At 54.1% G+C, this 23,008-nt stretch carries 22 protein-coding genes; 13 read left to right on the top strand and 9 right to left on the bottom strand.

What is annotated here, in order from left to right; genetic code table 11:
- The 10 genes from tssC to ACVL1J_RS01535 all read left to right on the top strand — a co-directional run bounded on the left by tssC (position 1) and on the right by ACVL1J_RS01535 (position 11,195).
- Complete coding sequence (gene tssC / locus ACVL1J_RS01580) at positions 1 to 1,491, top strand: type VI secretion system contractile sheath large subunit (protein WP_341237141.1); 1,491 nt, start codon at positions 1 to 3, stop codon at positions 1,489 to 1,491.
- A gap of 40 nt (positions 1,492 to 1,531) precedes the next feature.
- Positions 1,532 to 2,014 carry an Hcp family type VI secretion system effector gene (locus tag ACVL1J_RS01575; RefSeq protein WP_159567965.1) on the top strand — a complete coding sequence of 161 codons (483 nt, stop codon included), beginning with the start codon at positions 1,532 to 1,534 and terminating at the stop codon, positions 2,012 to 2,014.
- 20 nt (positions 2,015 to 2,034) lie between these two features.
- A complete protein-coding gene (locus ACVL1J_RS01570; protein ID WP_159567966.1) occupies positions 2,035 to 2,517 on the top strand; it encodes an Hcp family type VI secretion system effector in 483 nt (160 codons plus the stop codon).
- Complete coding sequence (tssE, locus tag ACVL1J_RS01565; RefSeq protein WP_201301380.1) at positions 2,510 to 3,013, top strand: type VI secretion system baseplate subunit TssE; 504 nt, start codon at positions 2,510 to 2,512, stop codon at positions 3,011 to 3,013. The genes ACVL1J_RS01570 and tssE overlap by 8 nt, the downstream gene beginning before the upstream one ends.
- Before the next feature lie 20 nt (positions 3,014 to 3,033).
- Positions 3,034 to 4,887, top strand: coding sequence for a type VI secretion system baseplate subunit TssF (tssF, locus tag ACVL1J_RS01560; protein WP_341237140.1), 1,854 nt, complete (start codon positions 3,034 to 3,036; stop codon positions 4,885 to 4,887).
- A gap of 14 nt (positions 4,888 to 4,901) precedes the next feature.
- Positions 4,902 to 5,906, top strand: a complete 1,005-nt coding sequence (gene tssG / locus ACVL1J_RS01555; protein WP_341237139.1) for a type VI secretion system baseplate subunit TssG — start codon at positions 4,902 to 4,904, stop codon at positions 5,904 to 5,906.
- Positions 5,903 to 8,563, top strand: a complete 2,661-nt coding sequence (gene tssH / locus ACVL1J_RS01550; RefSeq protein WP_341237138.1) for a type VI secretion system ATPase TssH — start codon at positions 5,903 to 5,905, stop codon at positions 8,561 to 8,563. Before tssG ends, tssH begins: the two co-directional genes overlap by 4 nt.
- Position 8,564: 1 nt before the next feature.
- Positions 8,565 to 9,959: a caspase family protein gene (locus tag ACVL1J_RS01545; RefSeq protein WP_341237137.1), complete on the top strand. Its 1,395-nt coding sequence runs from the start codon at positions 8,565 to 8,567 to the stop codon at positions 9,957 to 9,959.
- An 81-nt stretch (positions 9,960 to 10,040) separates the two neighbouring features.
- Positions 10,041 to 10,685 (top strand): hypothetical protein, encoded by a 645-nt coding sequence (locus ACVL1J_RS01540; protein WP_159567971.1) that lies wholly within the window; start codon positions 10,041 to 10,043, stop codon positions 10,683 to 10,685.
- 54 nt (positions 10,686 to 10,739) lie between these two features.
- Positions 10,740 to 11,195, top strand: a complete 456-nt coding sequence (locus tag ACVL1J_RS01535) for an RNA-binding S4 domain-containing protein (protein WP_159567972.1) — start codon at positions 10,740 to 10,742, stop codon at positions 11,193 to 11,195.
- A gap of 9 nt (positions 11,196 to 11,204) precedes the next feature.
- Here the strand turns inward: ACVL1J_RS01535 and ACVL1J_RS01530 are convergent, their stop codons facing one another.
- The 4 genes from ACVL1J_RS01530 to ACVL1J_RS01515 all read right to left on the bottom strand — a co-directional run bounded on the left by ACVL1J_RS01530 (position 11,205) and on the right by ACVL1J_RS01515 (position 13,582).
- The gene (locus tag ACVL1J_RS01530; protein WP_159567973.1) at positions 11,205 to 11,696 is read right to left on the bottom strand and encodes a peroxiredoxin family protein; all 492 of its coding nucleotides are present in this window, start codon (positions 11,694 to 11,696) and stop codon (positions 11,205 to 11,207) included.
- 24 nt (positions 11,697 to 11,720) lie between these two features.
- Positions 11,721 to 12,395 carry a BON domain-containing protein gene (locus ACVL1J_RS01525; protein ID WP_341237136.1) on the bottom strand — a complete coding sequence of 225 codons (675 nt, stop codon included), beginning with the start codon at positions 12,393 to 12,395 and terminating at the stop codon, positions 11,721 to 11,723.
- On the bottom strand, positions 12,385 to 12,987 hold the full coding sequence (locus ACVL1J_RS01520; protein ID WP_159567975.1) for a phosphoheptose isomerase: 603 nt from the start codon (positions 12,985 to 12,987) through the stop codon (positions 12,385 to 12,387). The genes ACVL1J_RS01525 and ACVL1J_RS01520 overlap by 11 nt, the downstream gene beginning before the upstream one ends.
- Positions 12,988 to 13,078: 91 nt before the next feature.
- Positions 13,079 to 13,582, bottom strand: coding sequence for a YraN family protein (locus ACVL1J_RS01515; protein WP_341237135.1), 504 nt, complete (start codon positions 13,580 to 13,582; stop codon positions 13,079 to 13,081).
- Between ACVL1J_RS01515 and rsmI the strand changes: the two genes are divergently transcribed.
- Positions 13,566 to 14,507 (top strand): 16S rRNA (cytidine(1402)-2'-O)-methyltransferase, encoded by a 942-nt coding sequence (rsmI, locus tag ACVL1J_RS01510; protein WP_341237134.1) that lies wholly within the window; start codon positions 13,566 to 13,568, stop codon positions 14,505 to 14,507. The genes ACVL1J_RS01515 and rsmI overlap by 17 nt on opposite strands.
- A 34-nt stretch (positions 14,508 to 14,541) precedes the next feature.
- On the opposite strand, the gene ACVL1J_RS01505 is transcribed toward rsmI, so the two are convergent.
- From ACVL1J_RS01505 to ACVL1J_RS01490, 4 genes are all read right to left on the bottom strand, one after another.
- A complete protein-coding gene (locus ACVL1J_RS01505) occupies positions 14,542 to 15,306 on the bottom strand; it encodes a hypothetical protein (protein WP_341237133.1) in 765 nt (254 codons plus the stop codon).
- Between the two features lie 650 nt (positions 15,307 to 15,956).
- Positions 15,957 to 16,382: an RNA polymerase-binding protein DksA gene (gene dksA / locus ACVL1J_RS01500; RefSeq protein WP_341237132.1), complete on the bottom strand. Its 426-nt coding sequence runs from the start codon at positions 16,380 to 16,382 to the stop codon at positions 15,957 to 15,959.
- Between the two features lie 52 nt (positions 16,383 to 16,434).
- Positions 16,435 to 17,424, bottom strand: coding sequence for a CobW family GTP-binding protein (locus ACVL1J_RS01495; protein WP_341237131.1), 990 nt, complete (start codon positions 17,422 to 17,424; stop codon positions 16,435 to 16,437).
- A gap of 76 nt (positions 17,425 to 17,500) precedes the next feature.
- Positions 17,501 to 18,523, bottom strand: coding sequence for an MBL fold metallo-hydrolase (locus tag ACVL1J_RS01490; protein ID WP_341237130.1), 1,023 nt, complete (start codon positions 18,521 to 18,523; stop codon positions 17,501 to 17,503).
- A gap of 95 nt (positions 18,524 to 18,618) precedes the next feature.
- Here ACVL1J_RS01490 and ACVL1J_RS01485 point away from each other — a divergent pair, with 95 nt between their 5' ends.
- Positions 18,619 to 19,800 (top strand): isovaleryl-CoA dehydrogenase, encoded by a 1,182-nt coding sequence (locus tag ACVL1J_RS01485; protein ID WP_159567981.1) that lies wholly within the window; start codon positions 18,619 to 18,621, stop codon positions 19,798 to 19,800.
- A gap of 4 nt (positions 19,801 to 19,804) precedes the next feature.
- On the opposite strand, the gene ACVL1J_RS01480 is transcribed toward ACVL1J_RS01485, so the two are convergent.
- Positions 19,805 to 21,025, bottom strand: a complete 1,221-nt coding sequence (locus ACVL1J_RS01480) for an alpha/beta hydrolase family protein (RefSeq protein WP_341237129.1) — start codon at positions 21,023 to 21,025, stop codon at positions 19,805 to 19,807.
- Between the two features lie 121 nt (positions 21,026 to 21,146).
- On the opposite strand from ACVL1J_RS01480, the gene aceK reads away from it, so the two are divergent.
- Complete coding sequence (aceK, locus tag ACVL1J_RS01475) at positions 21,147 to 22,976, top strand: bifunctional isocitrate dehydrogenase kinase/phosphatase (RefSeq protein WP_201301381.1); 1,830 nt, start codon at positions 21,147 to 21,149, stop codon at positions 22,974 to 22,976.
- Positions 22,977 to 23,008 lie beyond the last annotated feature (32 nt).

The raw sequence follows: 23,008 nt of genomic DNA, 5'->3' as shown, positions 1-23,008 counted from the left end.
ATGTCTGAACAATTGCAAAACCGTGCGCTCGATGTGATCGAACTCGAGGGCAGCGAACTCTCGTTTCTCCTGCAAAAGGAATTCAAACCGAAAACCGACGAAGCCAAGTCAGAAGTGGAGTCAGCGGTGCTTACCCTGGCGCAGCAAGCGCTCGAGGGCGTCGAGTTGGTGGGCAACGATGTGGTCGACTCCATCGAACGAATGATTGCCGCCATTGATCAAAAGCTCTCCGTTCAAATCAATGAAATCATTCATCACGCAGACTTTCAGCAAATGGAAAGTGCCTGGCGTGGCCTGAATTACCTGGTTAACAACACCGAAACCGACGAGTTTCTGAAAATCCGTTTCATGAACGTGTCTAAAACCGAGTTGGCCAAAACCTTGAAACGTTACAAGGGGGTGGCTTGGGATCAAAGTCCGGTGTTCAAGAAAATCTACGAACATGAATACGGTCAGTTTGGCGGCGAGCCTTACGGTTGCCTGATTGGCGACTACTACTTTGACCATTCGCCACCCGATGTTGAAATGTTGGGCGAGTTGTCAAAAATCAGCGCGTCCGCACACGCACCCTTTTTGTCTGCGGTATCGCCTGCCACATTGCAAATGGACTCCTGGCAAGAACTGGCCAACCCGCGCGATCTCACCAAGATTTTCTCAACGCCCGACTACGCAGCATGGCGCAGCCTGCGCGATGCCGACGATTCAAAATACCTGGGCCTTAGCATGCCACGCTTTTTGGCCCGTCAACCCTACGGTGCAAAAACCAATCCGGTTGAAGAATTCGCTTTCGAGGAAGACACCGGCCTGGCCGATCACAGCCGCTACACCTGGGCGAACTCTGCCTATGCAATGGCAGTGAACATCAACCGTTCATTCAAGGAATATGGCTGGTGCTCTCGTATTCGTGGCATTGAATCGGGCGGCGCAGTGCCCAATCTACCAACACACACATTCCCCACTGACGATGGCGGTGTGGACATGAAGTGTCCAACTGAAATTGCAATCTCGGACCGCCGCGAAGCCGAACTCAGCAAAAGCGGTTTCTTGCCCCTGATTCACAAAAAGAACAGCGATCTGGCCGCCTTTATTGGTGCGCAGTCTTTGCACAAACCAGCCGAGTACGAAGACCCGGACGCAACAGCCAATGCCAAGCTGGCTGCGCGCCTGCCCTACCTGTTTGCCACCTGTCGCTTCGCGCACTACCTGAAATGCATCGTGCGCGACAAGGTGGGCTCGTTCAAGGAACGTGCAGACATGCAGCGCTGGTTGCAAGACTGGATCATGCAGTACGTCGATGGCGATCCCGCCAATTCGTCCGAGGCGGTCAAAGCGTCTCGCCCGCTTGCTGCAGCCGAAGTGGTTGTTGAAGAAATCGAAGGCAACCCCGGCATGTATGCCTCCCGATTCTATTTGCGCCCGCACTACCAGCTAGAGGGCCTCACCGTGTCTTTGCGTTTGGTCAGCAAGTTGCCATCCGCCAAAGCGTCTTAAAAACTTGAATTATTAATCAACCAATTACAGAGGGAATCAAATGTCAGTAGACATGTTTTTGAAAATCAAGGGTGTAGATGGCGAATCCGTAGACAGCGTACACGCCAAGGAAATTGACATTGCTGCTTGGAGCTGGGGCATGTCCCAATCAGGTACAACGCATGTGGGTCGTGGCGGTGGCGCGGGCAAAGTTAGCGTACAAGACATCAGCATCACCAAGTACATCGACAAGTCCACGCCAAACCTGATCAAGGCATGTTGCAATGGCAAGCACTTTGACGAAGCGGTGTTGACCGTGCGCAAGGCGGGTGAAAAGCCATTGGAATATGTGGTCTTGACCATGAAAGACGTCATTATCTCCAACGTCAGTCAAGGTGGCTCTGGCGGAGAAGACCGTTTGACAGAAACCGTGACCCTGAACTTTGCCGAGTTCAGTTACGTGTATGTGCCCCAGAAAAAAGACGGTGGCCCAGAAGGCAAGGTTGAAGCCACATTCAATATCGCAACCAACTCCGAGAAGTAATCGGAAAGCCAGGAAACACAATGTCGAAAGTCGATATGTTCCTGGCCCTGGACGGTTCCCGCCAAGGGGCTGTCCAGGGGGAAAGCCAGGTCAGTGGTCATGTGGGTGAAATAGAAATTTCAGCTTGGTCTTGGGGCATGTCCCAACAAGTCCATTCGTCGTCGCAACTGGCATCCAAAGCCTCGGTGCGAACATTGAACATACAAAAGTCGATTGACAGTTCCACCACGGCAATCATGAGCGCTTTGAAGTCCGCAGAATTGCTAAGCAAAGTGGTGCTCACTTGTCGCGATCCCGGTGGTCTTGCAACCATTGACTACTTGCGCATTACCTTGCGCAAAGCACGTATTTGCGACTATGAAATTGCAGGCAGTGCAAGCGATGGTCGCCAGGTCAGCGAATCATTCTCGATCGCCTTCAAGGAAATCGAGGTGTTGTATACCCCCAAGTCCGCAGCCAATTTAAAAGCAGGTGCCTGCACTTACATTGACGTGTATGAGTAAGTCCCGAGACGCATTGCAGCCCGCTTTGCTGGATCGTCTTCAGGACGATGAACCCACAAGTGAAACGGAATCCGCCAACAGTCGATTCATTACCAAAGAAGCACTGCGCCAGCTTGTGCTGCGGGATCTTGAGCAATTATTGAATGCCACACGTGTGCTTGACAGTGAAAGCCTTGCACACCATTCGCGATTGAATGAATCGGTGCTGGCCTATGGCATGCCCCCGGTTGCCGGGAAAATCGCGTCCATGATCGACGTGAGAGATTTCGAACACACCGTGGCCAATCTCATCCGGCGATTCGAACCTCGAATTGACGGGCATTCATTGAAAGTCACCGCAGAAACCCAACAAGGTTTAATGCATTTGCACAATGTCATTGGTTTGCGAATTTCAGGTTTGTTGTGGGCTCAGCCTTATCCCATTGAGTTAATGCTTCGCACCGAGGTTGACCTTGAAACCGGCAAGGTTTTGTTATTGCCGCTGTCCGGTTTTTGAACAGCGAGTATCAACGCACTATGGATCCGCGCTTACTTCAGTTTTATACCCAGGAACTTGCCCATGTGCGCGACACAGGGGCCGAGTTTGCTGCGCGCTTTCCAAAAATCGCCTCGCGCCTTGCGATGGATTCGACCGAGGTTCAAGACCCGTATGTAGAAAGGCTGCTTGAGGGGTTTGCATTCCTGACCGCCCGAGTACAACTTCGGTTGAACGAAGAATTTCCGCGCTTCACCGAGCAATTGTTAAACCGCATCAGCCCCAATTTTCTCGCGCCGGTGCCTGCCATGGGTGTGGTTCAGCTCACACCAAACCACGGTGATATTGCCTTGAAGAAAGGCATTGAACTTAAAGCGGGTACGGTGTTGCAAAGCCAGGTGGCCAAAGGCATTCAAACACCCTGCAAATTCAGGGTTGGCCATACGGTCACCTTGTGGCCTTTGGTGGTCAAGGCAATTGAACATGGCCCTTTGAAAGGGCCCGCGCCGAAAATGGCAGGCGGCGTGCATACACGGTCGGCATTGCAGGTCACCCTGACGCATTGCACACAATCCGCACTTTCCGGTTTGCCTTTGGACGAACTCGACTTTCATGTCAGTTGTGGCGATGAATATGCGTACACCTTGTTTGAAAGGCTGTGCTATCAAACCGTGTCGGTTGGTCTACGCACGCCTGCGCAAAGTAATTGGCAGTGGCTGCCTGCCACCTGTATCAAAGCAATGGGCTTTGATGAGTCTCAAGCCTTGTTGCCTGCAGATTCAAACCAGTTCAGCGGCATGCGTTTGCTGCAGGAGTTTTTTGCTTTTCCAGCCCGTTTCCTGTTTTTTCGGGTTCAGGGTTTAAGCCGTTTTTTGGCCACGTGCGAACAGTCAACCTTCGAGCTGACCTTCTGCTTTAACAATGTGAATACCGAGCTTGACCGGGCAGTCGATGTCGATTCACTGGCCTTGAACTGCACGCCTGTGGTCAATCTGTTCGAGCAAAGTTGTGACAGGGTGCTGCTCGACGAACGTGTGCATGAAGTGCATGTACAGCCCAATCGAAGCAAACCTCACGACTTTGAAGTGCACTCGGTATTGAGTGTGCAAGGGTACGGACACAACAAGGTGCAGGAAGTGCCGCCCCTGTACGCCAATTTGTGCAGTGCCGCGCTTGCTCACCGCGATTCACCCCGATATATGCATCGGCGTGCGCCTACCTTGCTGTCTGAGAAACAGGTGCGGGAGGGCGGTCGTTCCTCTTACTCAGGCAGCGATGTGTACCTGGGCCTCACCTTGCCCACCGGAGAACTGGTCCAAACACATGGCCTTGACCAGCTTGCCGTACAGGCTTTGTGCACCAATCGTGATTTACCACTGTTGATGCCGGTTGGGCAAGGCCCCACTGATCTGGTTTGGCCTGGCAATTTGCCGGTGCAGTCCATTCGATTTTTACGTGGCCCCAGTCGACCGAAAACAGCCATGTACGGCGGGCAAAGTTGCTGGCAATTAATTGAGCACCTGTCTTTGAATTACCTTGGCCTGGTTGATCAGGAGGCACTGGCGTTGACCCAGTTGCTGGCCTTGCATGCTGACCCAGCGCAGCAAGCTCACCAGCACATCGCCCGCGCCATTGTGGCGGTTGAATCGCAGCCAACGGTATCGCGTGTTGTCCGTCAGGGAAGGCCGGCAGTGGTGCGTGGCCTGCAAGTCACGCTGACACTCGATGAACTCGCCCTGCAGGGCAGTGGGGTCTTGGTATTGGGCAGCGTGCTGGCCTTCTACCTTGCAGCCCATGTGTCGGTGAATTCATTTGTACAAACCCGGGTGCGTTTACAAAGCACAGGGGCAATGTTTGATTTTCCTGCCAGGTCGGGCAACCGGCCTTTGCTGTAGTCTGGCTTCAGCGCATGAACACGCCCATTCCTCCAGCGCCCAATTTCTTTGCCTTGTTGCGGCAAATTGAGCATGCCAATTGTGGCAAACCGCTGCTGGGAAAATCATTGCGCCTGCGCGACGACCCCGTGCGTCTGGGCCAGCGCCCTTTCCTTGATTTTGCCACGCAAGACTTCAAGCGAGAGGAAACCATTCAGGCCGGGCGCTTGGGGGCAGTGCGGAAGCTGTTTGTTCAAAACTTTGGTTTACTGGGCCCCAACGGCGCTTTGCCCCTGCATTTCACAGAGCATGCGTACACACGTATTCATCAGTGCAATGACCCCACGTTCTCCGAGTTTCTGGATATTTTTCACCACCGGGCCTATCTGCTTTTTTACAGGGCGTGGGCTGAGTCGCAGCCGCACATTGCGTATCACCGAAGTATTTTCAATCCTTTTGCGCAGCACCTCAACTGTTTACTTGGGCATGGCGTGTCAAGCAGCTGGGGCCGTGAGGCTTTGCCCACCCATTTCCGTGCAGGGTTGGCGGGGCATTTTACCCGGCGCACCAAAACCCAGGAAGGTTTGGCCCGCAGCTTGTATGCCTTGACTGGTTTGCCTGTGCGCATTGTTCCGTTTCAAGCGCAGTGGCTGCAACTGCCTGTGCAGGCGGGTGCCTTGGCGCTTGGGCGCGGGGCCATGTTGGGCAGCAAGGTAAGGTGTGCCCAAAGCAAGATCAAAATTGATATAGGCCCGATGGCGTATAGCGCTTACACGCAATGGCTGCCAGCCACCGAAGGCCGCATGCGCCTTATACAGGCAAGCCATGCTTACCTGGGGCTGGAGTTCGATTGTGAGTTCGAGCTTCAAGTGAATCCAGACCAAATTCCACGCGCTCGCCTGAACGGCGGGGCACAACTAGGCCGCACCGCATGGCTTGGTCAAATGCAGATCCACCTGCGCAAACAGCAACCGGCAACCGTTCGCGTGAAGTGCCCTGCAGTTCCCTCTCATTCTTCCTTGTTCCGGAGTTCTACATGAGCAACATCAGCCGTGTGTCGCTGTTTGCCAAACTAAATCCCATCGCCTTCAAATCGGTTGAAGGTGCAACAGTGCTTTGCAAACTTCGCGGCAATCCGTACGTTCAACTGACGCATTGGGTGGCTCAAATTCTTCATCAGGATGACAGCGACTGGCACCACATTCTTCGTCATTTTGAGTTGGACGTTGGCATGGTACTGGCCGATGTTCAGCGTGCCCTCGAGCGCCAGCCCGGCGGTGCACAAGGTATTTCCGATCTCTCGGAATCAATTACCAATGCAGTGGAACGGGCTTGGGTGTACGCATCGCTTCTGTATGGGGCACAGAAGGTGCGCACCGGCCATGTGCTGCTTGCTTTGTTGAAAACCGATTTTTTGTTGCCGGAATTGCTGAGAATTTCACCCCGCTTCAAAGAAATTCCAGAGGCTGCACTCAGCGAAAATTTTGCACACCTTGTTGAGCATTCTGCCGAGCAGGCACTGTTGAATGTCGACTTGCCGCAGGGTGCAGTACCCGGCGAAGCCAGCGGGGCCATGCATGCCGCCCAGCTTGGCGGCGAAGAGGCCTTGGCCCGTTACACCGTTGACCTCACCGGGAAGGCGCGCAATGGTGAAATTGACCCGGTGTGTGGGCGCGAACTCGAAGTGCGGCAAATCATTGACATTCTTCTTCGCCGACGGCAAAACAATCCGCTGATTACCGGGGAAGCAGGGGTGGGTAAAACAGCGGTGGTGGAAGGGTTTGCCCTGCAAGTGGTGGCCGGTGAGGTTCCACCTGCCTTGCAAGGGGTGCGCGTGTTGACCCTCGACTTGGGTTTGTTGCAGGCTGGCGCATCCATGAAAGGCGAGTTTGAGCAGCGACTTCGCCAAGTGATTGACGAAATACAGGCCAGCGAGCAAAGCACCATTTTGTTTATTGATGAAGTACACACACTGGTGGGGGCGGGCGGTAATCAGGGAACCGGCGACGCTGCCAATTTGCTCAAACCCGCGTTGGCGCGCGGCACATTAAGAACCATTGGTGCGACCACCTGGGCGGAGTACAAAAAGTACATCGAGAAAGACCCGGCGCTCACTCGTCGTTTTCAGGTGGTGCAAGTCGAAGAACCCTCCGAGGCCAAGGGCATTGACATGCTGCGCGGGCTGGCTCAAGCCATGCAGGCTCACCACGGCGTTTTTCTGCTGGATGAAGCAGTGCAGGCCGCCGTCAGGTTGTCGCATCGCTACATTCCTGCAAGGCAATTGCCTGACAAGGCGATCAGTCTTCTTGACACCGCCTGCGCACGGGTGGCTGTTTCGCAGCATGCCATACCTGCACCCATTGAGTTGATTCAGAATAAATTACAGGCCTTGCAGATTGAACGCGCAGCCATCAACAAGGAATCGGTTTTTGGACAAGAGCATTCCATTCGGCTGGCTGAAATTGAGGCGAACCAGACAACGCTGGCCATTGAACTTGAGCAATTGAAGGCGCAATGGACCAATGAAAAACAGATTTTGACTGCGCTCCAAAACTTGCGCCTTGAAATGGAAAAGGTCAGTGACTTAAACGCCGAGCCCACGCAGGCCACGCTTGCGAAGTTGAAATTGCTCGAATGCGAAATCAAAACCTTGCAGGGCGAGAAGCCGATGATTCACCCGCAGGTGGATGCGCAGTGTGTGGCAGGTGTGGTGGCAGACTGGACTGGCATTCCCGTGGGGCGCATGGTGCGCAACGAAATTGAAAATGTATTGAACCTGGCCCACGGTTTGGGCGCACGAATTGTAGGTCAGCCCCATGCGCTGGACACCATTGCACGCCGTATTCAAACGAATCGCGCCGGCCTCGATGATCCCAACAAACCAGTGGGCGTATTCATGTTGGCGGGCACATCGGGTGTGGGAAAAACTGAAACCGCATTGGCACTGGCCGAGAATTTGTATGGTGGGGAGCACAACGTAATCACCATCAACATGAGCGAATATCAGGAAGCACACACTGTGTCTTCACTGAAAGGTGCACCACCCGGTTATGTGGGGTATGGGGAAGGCGGCGTGTTGACCGAGGCTGTGCGCCGCAAACCTTATAGCGTGGTGTTGCTGGATGAAGTCGAGAAAGCCCACCCCGATGTCCATGAATTGTTTTTTCAGGTGTTTGACAAAGGCTGGATGGAAGACGGAGAAGGGCGTCGAATTGATTTTCGCAATACGCTGATCTTGCTGACCACCAATGTGGGAACCCGGGAATTAATGGCACTTTGCAAAGCGGGTTTGAGCACCGAAAAAATGCCCGCGCCCGAGGAACTCGTTCAGGCTTTGCGGGCACCCATGTTGCAAGTGTTTCCACCGGCTTTGCTAGGGCGACTCGACGTGGTGCCGTATTACCCGCTTTCCAGCGCGATACTCGCCGACATTGTTCGCTTGCAGTTGAACCGAATCCAGCAACGCATTGCCAGTACGCACCGAATGGCTGTTCATATTGATGACTCGGTCATCGATCGCATTGTGATGCGCTGTAACGAGGCTGATTCGGGCGGGCGCATGGTGGGCACTATTTTAAGCAACACCTTGCTGCCCACGGTGAGCCGCCAGTTGTTGCAGGCCACTTTGCAGGGCAAACCGGTGACCACATTGAGTATCAGTACAGATGGCCAGGAATTCATTTATCACTACGAATAATTTGAAACATTCACCGGGGCGGCGAAGCGCACTGCAAACCTTGTTGGGTTTGGCGGGTGTGTTGTCGGCTGCGCCATTTGTTGTTCGGTGGCAATCAGCACAGGCTGCAACCCCCGCTGCGCCTTACACACACCGGCTTGCTTTGTTGATCGGCAATGGTGACTACCCGGTTCCGCATGATTTGCCACCCATTCACAAAAATGTGATGGACCTTGGCGAGGCTTTGGCTTATCGGGGGTTTGATGTCACTCAGGCCATGAACCTGGATGAAAACAGCCTGCAAATTACAGTGAACGAGTTTGTGAAACGGGTGGCGCAAGCGCCTGCGGACGCGGTTACTTTGTTTTATTACGCAGGCCACGGTTTGCAGGTGGATTCCAACAATTTGCTGCTGGGTTCGGGGGCCAACCCCACTGCACCGCGCCGTGATTTGCTGGCGCGCTCATTGGTGTTGCAACAAAAATTGCTGGCCGCTTTGCCACCCAAGCCCGAGGCATTGAACATCACTGTGATCGATGCTTGCAGAACTGATCTGCGCAATGCACTGGGCGATGGCGAGGGTTTGAATCAGGTTGAGGCCTCTGTGGGCAGCCTGGTGTGTTTTTCAACAGGCGCAGGCAAGCCTGCGGTGTCGCCGGCCAGTGCTGACCAGAACACGTTTTACACGGCAGCTTTGGTGAAGTTGCTTCGCGAATCGGCAGGGCATATTACATTCAATGACTTGTTTCGAATGGTGAAAGAGGAAGTAGAAACCACCATGCTGAAGCATCCGCTTGCCGCAATTCGGCGTTTGGCTCAAAAACCGTTTATTGCCGACAATGCCCGCGTGCAAGTTCCATTAATGGTGGCTCCTGCGGTATCCGGTGAGCCAGTGGCACCGCGCATGTTGCCCGAAGAGGCCGCCGCTTGGCAGGCCATTCAATCCACACAGTGGCCTGTCGATCTGCTTCGGCTGTGCAAGTCTTTTCTGGAAACTTACCCGGACAGTATTCAGGCCCGATCTGTCCTGGTTTATCAGGTGGGTGCGTTGCAGGCGCTCACCGTGTTGCGCCACAAAGAGGTGAAACTGTTCAAAACCAGTTTTGTGTTGCCTGAGCCTTTGCCCACCTCGCAACAAGCGGACAGCAATGCAGATTTGAACCGGGCTGCGCGTGGCGACAAAGACGCGGCTGCCCGAATTGCCCGCTTGTACCGCGGGTTGGGTAGCGGGCAGGCGCAATTGCGTTACCTGGGTTGGTTACAGTACGCCGGTGGGTTGGGCAATGGCATTGCCAGCTACGAGTTGGCCCTGTATTACCGTGAAGTGGCGCAGCCCCTGTTGGCTGCTCAGGCCGAGGCGCGGGCGCGGCAACTGGGTTATTCCCCGCCCCGTGCTTTGGGGCATGCGCGCAAATAGGTGGGCCTTTCCCGCTTTTTTTGAGGTTTCACCTGCGGCACAAAAGTTCACAATGGTAGCAAGTGAAAAAGGAACCTTAAAATGATCCGCCCTGTTTTTAACTGGATTACCCTGGCCTTGCTGGCGGGTTTGTTGGTGGCTTGTAACCCGCGTACCAATTTGAATGAAGACAATTTGCTCAAGGGTGCAAGGGCTGAAACCTTTATATTGAGCCATGGTGCCTTGTGCGCCCGTTTGCCCAGTCCGGAAGCGATTGAGCAGTATGCACGCGACCAGGTGCCAGCCAACAGTGCGGTGGCCCGTGAGGTGAAGGCTTGGGATTTGTCGGGTTTGCTGGATATTTTTCAAACCCGCGATGGCCGCTGGGTGATCATGCCCTCAAGTGGCCTGAAGAAGCTGGAAGGCGTGCACTTCAGGCAAGGGCCGCAAGGTGACAACGAGGCCTTGTGCTTTGGCCGGCTCTGGGTTGAAAAAACAGTGGATTACATTCAGAACAAACCGTTTGGGCAGGAAGATGCCGTGTCTGCCCGGTTCGAGGCCAGCCTGAAAGACGCCCACATGTTGAACCACTTCAAAAATCTGAAAGTGGAGTCGTTTGACCCAACTGTGTTCACCTTGAGTACCGGCACGGCAGTGGCGGGTACCTTGCAGCCCAGCTTTGTTATCGAAATGGCACTTCGCCCCACTCACACTGGCTGGTATTTGGCCAAGAACGGGGCGAATTAAGGGCATAATTTCTTGACCAATGCCGTCGCCGGGCATAATTTCGATGGAGTTACTTTGAGTCGCAGTAAAAACAGAAGCCCTGAACCCGCAAAAACGCCCAATGGCAAAACCGACTTTTCAGCGCCGGGTGCCAAGGTGCGAATTGACAAATGGTTGTGGGCTGCCCGTTTTTTCAAAACCCGTTCGCTGGCCACCGAGGTGGTGGAGGGTGGCAAGGTGAAATGCAACGATGAGCGTGTGAAGCCGGCTTATGGCGTGCAGGTGGGTGACGTGCTCACCGTGCCGGTGGGTTGGGACGACATGGTGCTGGTGGTGAAAGGCTTGGGCGACAAGCGGGGCAGTGCCACCATTGCCCAAGGTCTTTACGAGGAAACCATGGACAGTGCCAAAAAGCGCGCTGAGCGCGCGGCGAACCGCAAGTTGATAAAAGACCCTGCACTGGAAATCAAGGCGCGGCCCACGAAAAGAGACCGCCGCGTGATGGATGACTTTAAATGGGGTGAGGAATAGGTGGGCCGGTTAAACTTTTTCGGCCAGTGATTTTTCAATTAATGCATGCAAAGCCGCGAAATCAGGTTCGCCCACATAGGTCTTGATAATTTGGCCCTTGCGGTTGATCACGTAGGTGGTGGGCGTAATTTTTACGTCGTGAAAAGCCTTGGCAATCTTGCCGTTCACGTCGAGTGCAACATCAAATGGCAACTTGCGCGTTTCTGCGAAATTCACCACATAGTCGGGGCGGTCATAGCTCATCGCCACGGCAATTGTTTTGAAGCCTTGGTCTTTGTACTTGTTGTAGGTGTCAACAATGTCCGGCATTTCTTTCACACAAGTGGTGCAGCTGGTCGCCCAAAAATTCACCAGCATGACCTGGCCCTGGTAATCAGCAGGGGCAATGGTTTTGCCTTCGATGGTCACGTAACTGACCTGCGGCGCGTTGTCGCCCCCACAGGCGGCCAGCACGCTGACCACTGCAAGGGTTGATAGCAGAGAAAGAATTTTCTTGAACATTGCTCGTTTTTTCAGGGTTGCTGATTAACGCGGACCGTTTTCCACGGGTGCATTTCCGTTGTTTGGAGTGGCAGACAAGCGAGAAAGTTCAGCCTCGGAAATCAATTCGAGCACTTTGACCACTTTCACCACGCCGGGAACACCAGCGGCGATGGATGCGGCGCGATTGGCCTCACGCTCGGTGACCAGACCCATCAGGTACACCACGCCTGCTTCAGTGGTGACTTTGAAGGAGTTGGCGAAGATGTCTTGGGCGTCGAGCAAAGACGCCTTGACCTTGCCAGTAATGAACACATCGTTGGAGCGCGCGGACAATGAGCTTTTGAAGCCAACCCGGATGTCGTTTACGATCAAGCGAATGTTGGGCAAGGTGGCAACGCGGGCTTCTATGTTGCGCACTGTGGTTTCATCGGGGGCTTCACCAGTCAGCAGAATTTGGCGGTTGTACACTGTCGCATTCACATGCACATTTTCACCAAAACTTTCACGGATGGCGCTTTCAGCTTTTACCTGAAGGGTGCGATCCTCGACCTGTGTGCCCACGGTGCGGCGGTCTGCTGCAGCCAGCGAGCCAGCGGTAATGCCTGCGACGGCGCCCGCGAAGCAACCGCCCAACAGGGGTGCTGCCAGTGAGGCCACCAATACGGCGCTAATGGCGGAAGAACGTGTGCGGGTAAAAAACCGGGTGTTACGACTCATTTTCTTCTTCTCCAAGTAGACTCAGGTCGATGCCATCGCAAATGCAATGGATCGCCAACAAATGTATTTCCTGAATTCGGGCGGTGCGGTTGTGTGGCACGCACACATGCACATCGCCTTGCTTCAACTGCTGCACCATTTGACCGCCGCCTTTGCCGGTGAGTGCAACAATGGTCATGTCGCGGGCGTGGGCGGCCTCAATGGCCAACTGAACGTTTTTCGAATTGCCGCTGGTCGAAATGGCCAGCAACACATCACCAGGCTGGCCAATGGCAGCAACCTGTTTCGAGAAAATTTCATTGAAACTGTAATCGTTGCCGATTGCAGTCAGTGCCGAGGAGTCGGTGGTCAGGGCAATCGCTGCCAAACCTGGGCGTTCACGCTCAAAACGGCCCACCAGTTCGGCCGCGAAGTGCTGACAGTCGCCCGCGGAACCACCATTGCCACAGGCCAGTACCTTGCCGCCGTTGGTGAGTGCATTCACCATCAGCTCGACTGCCTCGGAAATTGGCCCGACCAGTTCTTCGGTGGCGGCTTGTTTTGCGGCAATGCTTTCGTCAAATTGTTGGGTAATGCGTGTGATCAAGTCCATGGCGGCAGGCCTTCTGGCAGTTATCTCGAGCCTTCTATTATAGGTGACCCCGTTGCAGGCGATTTGCATGGCATACCGGTTTGCTTCGGGTTTAGTTGCTGATTTGCCACGCATTTTGAACCCATTTGGGTTCGTCGCCGTTTTCCAGTGCGACCACATCAAAACGCAGGTGCGTGAACTTGCGTTGACCCTGCTGAACCCACCACAACTTTGCGCAGCGGGAGATTCGCGCCTGTTTGTGGGTGGAAATACTCTCTAGAGCGCTGCCATGGCTGTTGTTGCTGCGAAGGCGAACCTCGACAATGACAGCGGTGTGGTCTTGCGCCATGATCAAATCGATTTCGCCGCATCGGCAACGGTGGTTTCTGCTTACCAGCGTTAATCCGCTTCGTTCCAGCATGCGGAGTGCCTGGGTTTCCGCCAGTTGCCCTGCCTCGAGCAAGGCAAGTTTGCGCGTGGGCGGTGCGGTTTTGATCGCTTCAGGTTTTTCTTTGACTGCAAGCCATGGAATTTTGGCTTTTGGTGATCGGCATTTGCGCCCGGCCCATGGAATGCCGGACAATTCAGGAACTTTGGATTTGGATTTGAACGCCATGCAGAATGCCGGTGAAGAAAATGGGGTGAAGGATGCTGTGAATTCTGACGCGAGTTCAGGAACGGGGCGTGAACCTTCCCTCTATGTGGTGGCAACCCCCATCGGCAATATGGGTGATTTAAGCCTTCGGGCCCGCGCCGTACTGGAGCAGGTGGATCGCATTGCAGCTGAAGACACCCGCAACACGGCCCGCATGCTGGATTCCCTGGGGATCCGCAAGCCGCTGATGGCTCACCACGCCCACAATGAACGCGAGAGCGCACAGGGCGTTTTGGCCTGTTTGCAGCGGGGCGAATCGGTGGCTTTGGTGAGCGATGCAGGCACCCCGGCTGTGTCGGATCCCGGTGCGGTGGTGGTTCGCTGTGTGGCCGAGGCCGGTTTTACGGTGGTGCCGGTGCCGGGCGCCAGCAGCGTGTTGGCAGTGATTGCTGCCAGCGGGCTTGTGGATGGCCACTTTACCTTTCGTGGCTTCTTGCCCGCAAAAGGCAAGAACCGGCTGGATGATTTGAAACAATGGCTGGCTTGCCCCGAACCTCAGATTATTTTTGAAGCACCCCACCGCGTGCTCCAATTGGTGGATGATCTTGAAGGCTTGGACATGGGTGGGCGCGACATGTGCGCTGGCCGTGAGTTGACCAAGCAATTTGAAACCTTTTACCGCGGCAGCGGTGAGTCGGTGTTTGAACAGGTGCGGCAAGACTCGAATGCCGAGCGTGGAGAGTGGGCGTGGGTAATCGGGGCAAGCCCGGTTTCTGGTCAGGCGGCTGAAATTGCTCAGGCCAGTGCAGATTTGGACACCTGGCTGAAACTGTTGATGGCCGAATTGCCTTTGAAAACTGCGGTGGCGGTGGTGGTGAAGGCCACGGGATTCGCCAAGAATACTGTGTACAACAGGGCGCTGGAATTAAAAGAAGGACGGCAATAAAAAGCCAGCCCGAAGGCTGGCCAAAACCACTGAATCAGGCGGGCAGGGGCAAACCTGCTTCGGGAACTTCCAAGCCGCTGATGCTGGCGGATGCCGAAATTGGCAGGCCTTCTGGCAGGGCCAATGTCAGTGTGCCATCTTCAAAACTGACCGGGCTGGAAGGTAGGCCACCACCGGTGTCACCACCTGGCAAGCTGGGCAAGCCACCACCGAGCAGGTCGGTCAAGGAGTCCAGGCCAGGCAGGCCGTCGGTTGGAATGGGCAATGCGTCCAGACCAGGAATTGCGTCAAGGCCAGGCAATGCTGGTGCACCGGGTAGGGAAGGTGCGTCTGGCAAACCGCCAGCCAGCAAATCAGTCAACGTGTCCAGGCTGGGGGCTCCATCGGTTGGTACTGGTAGCGCGTCCAAACCAGGAATGGCATCCAGGCCGGGAATTGCTGGTGCTTCTGGCAGGCCGCCGGCCAGCAGGTCTGTGATTGCGTCTGGGCTGGCTGGCAGCATATCCAGGCCGGGAATGGCGTCCAAACCGGGAATTGAGTCCAGGCCAGGAATTGAGTCCAAGCCGGGGATGCCGGCTGGGGGTGTGGGCAGACCACCGTCAAGCAAGCCTGTCAGTGAGTCCAGGCCAGGCAGGCCGTCGGTTGGAATGGGCAATGCGTCCAAACCGGGAATGGCGTCCATGCCAGGTAGTTCGGGGGCGGCTGGCAATGCGCCAGCAAAGGTGTCCAATGCGCCGGCAAGGATTTCGCCAGCTACCGGTACGGCGCTTACGCCGCTCTTCAATTCGTCTAGGGCCATGCTTTCTCCGTCATTTGAAATGATTAAAAATTGTTATTAGTTTTTGTAGGCAATCTGCGTTGCCTGCGTAATAACAACAGAGATTGATTAATCATCGCAATTCGCACATTACTTACAAAAGATGAGTAAAAGACTCACTAATTGCTAAGTTTTGTTGGGTAAGTTGATGATTTTTAATGAAAAAATAAACAGTGAAATATTTATGGCAGAAAATTGATGACAAAACTGTGATGGCGGGGGATTTATGTCACCTGAATGGTGACATTCGATCTGAACTTGAAGGATCACTGCTTCGGTTTCTTGTCAACTCGGCGTGAGTTACTTGTGCCGCACTGAAAACCGCTGGGTTCAACGCCCAATCGGCTGCGGTGTTTCGATCGCCTCGCCTTCAAGAAAACCTGCCCGTTTGAGTTCACACGCCACGGTCGGCCAGAGGCCGGCACCGAGACTCGGCCCGCTTTTTTGCCGAGCGAGGTGAGTCAGGGTGAATCTCAAAAAGGGAAGTACAGGTTTTCAGGCGAGAGATCGGAACCCAAGCCGATCGGGAAGTTAACGAGCAGTCGAGGCCAACCAGCGGTAGGGAACGTAAAAAAAGCACGCGAACTCAAGTTCAACGTGCTTCTTTGCATCAACAGCGCAATTCGAGGGGTTTAATCCCCGTACATACGCTGCTTCAATTCCCGGCGTTGCTGTGCTTCAAGCGACAGCGTGGCTGTTGGGCGTGCCAGCAAACGGGCCACGCCAATGGGGTCGCCTGTTTCTTCACACCAGCCATATTCGCCAGCGTCAATCTTTTGAATCGATTGCTGAATTTTCTTCAGCAGTTTGCGTTCGCGATCGCGTGTTCGAAGTTCAAGCGCATGCTCTTCTTCGATCGTTGCACGGTCAGCAGGGTCGGGCACCACCACGGTCTCGCGCAAATGCTCGGTGGTTTCACCTGCATTGGCCAGCAATTCTTTTTCCATTTCCTGCAAACGCTGGCGGAAAAAGGCAAGCTGCACCTCGTTCATGTAATCGTCTTCTTTCATCGCGAGCAATTGTTTCTCGTTGATGACGGGCGTCTTTTCAGTGGTCATAGCACAGCCTCTAGTCCTTTGGTTTTTTATTGACTATATACCAGTATATCCGCTATCGGGCTAGACAAAGCTCTAACCCTTGGGTGATAAATTCCTTGGGGAGTTTACGCCCAATAAATACAATTTTGCTTTCTTTTTTCTCAGCGTTGTCCCATTTTCTGCCCCAGTCGAGTCCCATGAGCATGTGAACGCCCTGAAACAAGGCTCTGCGGTCGCTGGCCTTGATGTTCAAAATGCCTTTGTAACGCAACATGTCAGGCCCGTAAACCTGAGTAACCGAGCCCATGAATTCTTCGAATTTCTGACCATCAAAGGGCTTGGTACTTTTGAACACAAAGCTTTGAATTTCATCGTTGTGGGTGTGTTTGTCTTCGTCGAGAAAGTCGGGTGCAATGTCCAGAATGGAGTTCAGGTTGAAGCCCCGCACATCCAGTAGTTTGTCGATGGGGGCCACGCCAAACTCGGAAATCATCATTTCGGCACGCGCGTTCATTTTAACCAGGCGACGTTTCAAAGCGGTGACTTCGTCTGCCTCGCACAAGTCGGTTTTGGACAAAAGGATCCGATCTGCAAAACCCACTTGTTGCTGAATCTCGCGGTGTTCATCCAGTTGTTGCATGCCGTGTTTGGCATCCACCACGGTAATGACTGCGTCCAGAATAAAACTTTCGGCCACCAGGTCATCGACAAAGAAGGTTTGTGCCACGGGGCCGGGGTCGGCCATGCCCGTGGTTTCAATGACCACGCGGTCGAATTTCAGCTCGCCGGCAAGGCGTTTGGCTGCCATTTCACCCAGAATACGCACCAGGTCGCCGCGCACCGTGCAGCACAGGCAACCGTTGTTCATTTCAACAATGTTTTCCTGCTCGTCTTGCATCAACAGGTCATTGTCGACGCCTTCTTCGCCGAATTCGTTTTCAATCACGGCGATTTTCATGCCGTGGTTTTCTTTCAGAATGCGGTTTAGAAGGGTGGTTTTTCCACTGCCCAGAAAGCCGGTAAGAATGGTGACTGGGATCATGTTGTGGGCTGCTTTGTTCATGGTGCTGTGTGCTGCAAAAATTGGGTCAACAATGGAAATGGGGTTGCTTGTGCAAATTTAAAGGGCTGGCTGTCGATTAAACCGCCTGAAACGTCCACACGCCCTCAACCGCCGAGCGCTTCACCAAACCTTTGTACCACAGGTAATGCAGGTGAGCGATGGCCTCGCCCATGGCAAAGCTCATTTGATGGCCATCCATCTCCCGCCTGAACAATATGCTGATGGCTTGGCGGGCGGTGAGTGGTTTTTCTTTCAAAGCCTCAAGCAGTTCGCTTAAGCGGTGCTCGTGGTGGCGCAGCAGTTGCGCACAACGGTCGTGGACACCCTTAAAAGGCACGCCATGCGAAGGCAGTACGGTGAGGCTGTTGGGCAATTGGGCCATGCTTTGCACCGATTTTAAAAACAGCAGCAGTGGGTTGCCTTCGGGTTCAATGCCGTACACGCTGACATTGGTTGAAATGGTGGGCAGCAGCATGTCGCCGCTGATCATCAAGTCCAGGCTTTTGCACACCAGGGCAATGTGTTCAGGGCTGTGACCAAAACCCGCGTGGCATTGCCACACATGGCCGCCAATGGTGATTTCGTCGCCATGTTGAATGCGTTGGTAATTCAGGGGTGGTTCAGGCACCAGCCTTGAAAACATGCCGCCGCGTGCCTCCAGGGTTTCGTCGGCTTTTTTCTCGTTCACCAGACCATGGCTGGCCATGAAGGTACCCAGGGTGTTGCCGTCAAAGCCAGGCAGGTTGGCACACAAGCCCCGCGCCATGAAGTATTCGCCAGTGGACATGTGCACATGCACCCCGTGGCGGCGCGCCAGCGGGCCAGCCATGCCAATGTGGTCGGGGTGGGCATGGGTGCAAATGATTCGACCCAAGGGTTTGCGCACAAACAGGGTTTGTTCGATTTCTTCCCACATGGCGGCAACGTCGGGCAAACCTGCTCCGCAATCCACCAGTGTGTATTGGTTTTCTTCCTCGATCAGCCACACATTGATGTGGTCGAGTGCAAAGGGCAATGGCAAACGCAGCCAGAGTACGCCGGGTGCTACCGGGGTTGGCTGGCCCAAAACGGGCGGTTCAAACAAACGTTCAATTCCCATGTGTTTTCTGGTGACTTTTCAGTCATTTGTGTGGGTGAAGGGGCTGATTGTAGGGCATCATTTCGGAAAAGCATAACTTCTGCGGAGACTTTGATATGTTGAATTTGCCAGGACTTCAGTTTGATCTTGGAGAGGACATCGACGCTTTGCGCGATGCAGTACAAACTTTTGCCCAAGCTGAAATTGCCCCATTGGCTGCAGAAATGGACAAAACCGACCAATTTCCCATGCATTTGTGGCGAAAAATGGGCGATATGGGACTGTTGGGTTTGACCGTTGAGGAAGAGCTGGGCGGCAGTGGCTTGGGTTATTTGGCCCACATGGTGGCCATGGAAGAAATTTCGCGCGCCAGTGCCTCGGTGGCATTAAGCTACGGCGCGCACTCCAACCTGTGTGTGAACCAGATTCGCCGCAACGGCAGCGACTGGCAGCGTAAAACCTTTTTGCCCAAACTGATTTCCGGCGAGCACATTGGGGCGTTGGCCATGAGCGAACCGGGTGCGGGGTCGGATGTGGTGAGCATGCAGTTGCGTGCCGACAAAAAGGGCGACAAGTATGTGCTGAATGGCAACAAAATGTGGATCACCAATGGCCCCGATGCCGATGTGCTGGTGGTGTATGCCAAAACTGATCTGGCCGCCGGGCCACACGGTATTACAGCCTTTTTGATCGAAAAAGGATTCAAGGGTTTTTCGATTGCGCAAAAACTGGACAAGTTGGGCATGCGCGGCAGCCACACCGGCGAGCTGGTGTTCGAGGACTGCGAAGTACCCGAAACCCATGTGCTGGGCAAAGTGGGTCGTGGTGTGAATGTGCTGATGAGCGGGCTTGATTTCGAGCGTGCGGTGCTTTCCGGAGGCCCGTTGGGCATTATGGCGGCGGCCATGGATGTGGTGGTGCCCTATGTGCACGACCGCAAGCAGTTTGGTCAAAGCATTGGTGAGTTTCAACTGATTCAGGGCAAGCTCGCTGACATGTATTCTGTGATGATGGCCACGCGTGCTTACGTGTACCAAGTGGGCAAAGCCTGTGACAAGGCCACGCCTGAAACCGTGCGCAGGCTGCGCAAAGACTGCGCGGGTGCCATTTTGTTCTCAGCGGAAAAAGCCACCTGGATGGCGGGTGAGTCGATCCAGATTCTGGGCGGCAACGGCTACATCAACGAGTACCCGTGCGGACGTTTGTGGCGCGACGCCAAGCTGTATGAAATTGGCGCAGGCACCAGCGAAATTCGCCGCATGTTGATTGGCCGCGAATTGTTTGCTGAAACCATCTAAACGCTTATTGAAGCGGGGCAGGCCCGGCGGATTTGAATACCCGTTTGTCCTGCCCAATCACCACTTCACTTTCCCACAAGTAACTCAGCCTGGGGTGCGCGGTTTGCAGCACTTTCAGCGCCTCAGAATCTCCCCGCAAATGGTAGTTCACCCAGGCCAGTGAGTACTGCGCTGCAATTTCTCGCCCCCAGGTGGAGGTGGGCAGCAGTGGGTAGTTGGTGTGTTGGGCGTGGCTGGCAGCATCGGCCACAATGAAGGCGCGGTCGCTGGTCAGCTTGTCGTAAACCGGGCGCACCACGGCGGGGTTTACCGCAACGATTGGGGCAATGGGCCCATCGTGATCACCGGTTTGAATCATCACCGGAATGGGGTTGCTGTTGAACACCGATTGAATTTCACTGATTGGCGCGGCAGCCACAGCAGCCTTCAAACGCGGCTCCACTGCCTGTAAACCCATGGTGGCAATGGCGCCCATGCTGTGGCCGATTACACCAATGCGGGCGGAGTCGATAAACTCGCGCACCGGCGAATTGTTAAGCAGGTAGCTCAGGGCGTCTTGCGCTTCTTCAATGTTGTTGCCGGGGTCTCCTTGCACCTCATCATCAGATCGGCCCTGTCCGGAAAAGTCGAACGCAAACACCAAATAGCCTGCGTCGGCAAACAATTGGTGCCACCAGCGGTACATGGCGGTGTTGGTGTTCAAACCTTCCAGTGCCAGAATAACCGGGTATTTTTGGGCGGTGGCCTGGGTTTGCCCACGTTTGGGCAACACAATTTCGCCGTGCAGGCGGGTGCCATAGCGGTTTTGAAATTCCACGGGAACCAAGGCCACCGACTTGTTGTTTTCGGGGTGACCGTACCAGTGGAATACTTGGTCGATGCGTGAACCGTCGCTGAGCTGCGCGGCCATGGCGCGAATTTGAAATTCAAGCAAGGCGGGGTCGGTGATGTCGCTCAGCGTGTAGCCCAAAGCAATCGGGTCTACAACGCCGACCAGTTGCTGACGCGGTAGCATGTCGCTGACCATGCCCAGTTGAAACAGCACGTCGTCGCTTGGCACAGGGCTCTCGGGCGGGTTTTCACCCTGTACAGACATGGGCCAGCCAAATGCTTCAGACGATTGAACAGTGTTGCGTGTTGCGCTATCAGCGCTGTTTTCGCCATTGCAAGCCCATGCCAGCAGGGGCAGCAACGCCAGGCACATCAATTTCAAACGACTTCGCATGTCAACTTCCTTGTTCAACGTCTCAATCATACTAAGTTGGCGCAGGTTTTGGATTTTCTTGGGCAAATACAGGAGGTATCTCGTAGAATCGGTGGTTCATCAATTGGAGTGAAAGCAGCTTATGAGCAGCCTGCCCTTGGACCTGAAAACCCTGGAAGAAGACTTTGGTGAGCTGAGTGAAACCAGCCACCTGAGTGAGGATGAGGAGCGCGAGCTGTCCAAAAAGGTGGCCAGCGACATTTTGGCGGGCTTTGACAAGCACTATCGCCTGTTTCGCTATTGCGCACAGCAAACCAAAAAATTGTTTGAAGAAGGCGACTGGCACCTGATTCAACAGCTGGCCCGCGACCGTATCGATTTTTATGACGAACGTGTGAAAGAGGCTGTGGATTTGCTTCGCAGAAATTATGGTTCGCTGTTGATGAGCGAATCGGTGTGGGCAAAAATCAAAACCCGGTTCGTGACTTACCTGGTGGATCACAAACAGCCTGAGCTGGCGGAGACCTTTTTCAACTCTGCGGTGACAAAAATTTTGCACCGGGATTACTACCACAACCGTTTTTTATTCGTGCGCCCAGCGGTGAGTACTGATTATGTGGAAAGTGATCCGCCCTCGTATCGCAGCTATTACCCCGCCAACCCGAAAAGCGGTGGCTTGCGTAAAACTTTAAAGCGTTTGGTGCGCGACTTTTCATTGAATGCCGATTTTGTGGATTTGGAACGCGACCTGCGCTATGTGGTACACGCTGCAAGGCAGGTAATGCCGCGCCCCATTAAGGTAGACCCGGATTGCCAAATTCAGGTGCTCTCCAGCCTGTTTTTCCGCAACAAAGGTGCGTACATTATTGGCAAGTTTATCAATGCCAACATGCCGCAACCTTTTGCCATTCCCATTCTGCGTGATTCGGCCGGCAAACTTTACATTGACACTGTTCTGTTCAATGTTCAGCAAATTGCCACTTTGTTCAGTTTCACGCGGGCTTACTTCCTTGTGGACATGGAAACCCCAGGCGCGTATGTACAATTTTTGCGCACCTTGTTGCCCAACAAGCCCAAGGCCGAGATGTACACCATGCTGGGTTTGCACAAGCAGGGCAAAACTTTGTTTTATCGCGATTTTTTGCACCACCTGAAACACAGCCACGATGAGTTTATTGTTGCGCCCGGTATCAAGGGTTTGGTGATGGCGGTGTTCACGCTGCCCTCTTACCCTTATGTGTTCAAACTGATCAAAGACAAAATAGCACCCAGCAAGGAAATTGATCGCGCGGGTGTAATGCGCAAATACCAGTTGGTGAAAGAACATGACCGCGTGGGCCGCATGGCCGACACCTGGGAATACAGCCATGTAGGTTTGCCGCTGAACCGTTTTTCACAAGAATTGATTGACCACTTGAAGGACACTTGCGAAAGTTCGCTGACCTTTGAGGACGACACGGTGGTGATCAAGCATGTGTACATTGAGCGCCGAATGACACCGCTGAATATTTACTTGCAACAAGGCACGGACTCAGATGTGGAGCATGGCATTGCCGAATACGGCAATGCGATCAAACAGCTTGCGGCGGCGAATATTTTCCCGGGCGATATGTTGTTCAAAAACTTTGGTGTTACCCGCTTGGGCCGAGTTGTGTTTTACGATTACGATGAAATTGAGTACATGACCGATTCCAATTTCCGTCGCATTCCGGAAGCGCCCAATCCGGAAGCAGAAATGTCTGCGGAGCCGTGGTACACCGTGGGCCCGAAAGATGTATTCCCCGAGGAGTTCGGGCACTTCCTGTTGGGTGACCGCAGGGTGCGCAAGGCGTTTTTAAGCAAGCACCGCGATTTGCTGGAATATGAGTTTTGGCAAGAGCGCAAAGATCGCATTACCCAGGGCCATATCGAAGATATTTTCCCGTATTCCGAAGCGGTGCGATTTACCAACCGGTTTATCAAGAAGCGGTGAGCGGCCAGGGTGGTTTCTTGCCAACTCGGCGT

It is taken from the genome of Limnobacter sp. G6BE5S (genome assembly GCF_058448965.1).
This window is presented reverse-complemented; position numbering and strand designations above follow the sequence as displayed.

Coding starts and splice junctions, on each gene's coding strand:
- tssC (WP_341237141.1), top strand. CDS start 1: ATGTCTGAACAATTGCAAAACCGTGCGCTCGATGTGATCGAACTCGAG.
- ACVL1J_RS01575 (WP_159567965.1), top strand. CDS start 1,532: ATGTCAGTAGACATGTTTTTGAAAATCAAGGGTGTAGATGGCGAATCC.
- ACVL1J_RS01570 (WP_159567966.1), top strand. CDS start 2,035: ATGTCGAAAGTCGATATGTTCCTGGCCCTGGACGGTTCCCGCCAAGGG.
- tssE (WP_201301380.1), top strand. CDS start 2,510: ATGAGTAAGTCCCGAGACGCATTGCAGCCCGCTTTGCTGGATCGTCTT.
- tssF (WP_341237140.1), top strand. CDS start 3,034: ATGGATCCGCGCTTACTTCAGTTTTATACCCAGGAACTTGCCCATGTG.
- tssG (WP_341237139.1), top strand. CDS start 4,902: ATGAACACGCCCATTCCTCCAGCGCCCAATTTCTTTGCCTTGTTGCGG.
- tssH (WP_341237138.1), top strand. CDS start 5,903: ATGAGCAACATCAGCCGTGTGTCGCTGTTTGCCAAACTAAATCCCATC.
- ACVL1J_RS01540 (WP_159567971.1), top strand. CDS start 10,041: ATGATCCGCCCTGTTTTTAACTGGATTACCCTGGCCTTGCTGGCGGGT.
- ACVL1J_RS01530 (WP_159567973.1), bottom strand. CDS start 11,696: ATGTTCAAGAAAATTCTTTCTCTGCTATCAACCCTTGCAGTGGTCAGC.
- ACVL1J_RS01525 (WP_341237136.1), bottom strand. CDS start 12,395: ATGAGTCGTAACACCCGGTTTTTTACCCGCACACGTTCTTCCGCCATT.
- ACVL1J_RS01520 (WP_159567975.1), bottom strand. CDS start 12,987: ATGGACTTGATCACACGCATTACCCAACAATTTGACGAAAGCATTGCC.
- ACVL1J_RS01515 (WP_341237135.1), bottom strand. CDS start 13,582: ATGGCGTTCAAATCCAAATCCAAAGTTCCTGAATTGTCCGGCATTCCA.
- ACVL1J_RS01505 (WP_341237133.1), bottom strand. CDS start 15,306: ATGGCCCTAGACGAATTGAAGAGCGGCGTAAGCGCCGTACCGGTAGCT.
- dksA (WP_341237132.1), bottom strand. CDS start 16,382: ATGACCACTGAAAAGACGCCCGTCATCAACGAGAAACAATTGCTCGCG.
- ACVL1J_RS01495 (WP_341237131.1), bottom strand. CDS start 17,424: ATGAACAAAGCAGCCCACAACATGATCCCAGTCACCATTCTTACCGGC.
- ACVL1J_RS01490 (WP_341237130.1), bottom strand. CDS start 18,523: ATGGGAATTGAACGTTTGTTTGAACCGCCCGTTTTGGGCCAGCCAACC.
- ACVL1J_RS01485 (WP_159567981.1), top strand. CDS start 18,619: ATGTTGAATTTGCCAGGACTTCAGTTTGATCTTGGAGAGGACATCGAC.
- ACVL1J_RS01480 (WP_341237129.1), bottom strand. CDS start 21,025: ATGCGAAGTCGTTTGAAATTGATGTGCCTGGCGTTGCTGCCCCTGCTG.
- aceK (WP_201301381.1), top strand. CDS start 21,147: ATGAGCAGCCTGCCCTTGGACCTGAAAACCCTGGAAGAAGACTTTGGT.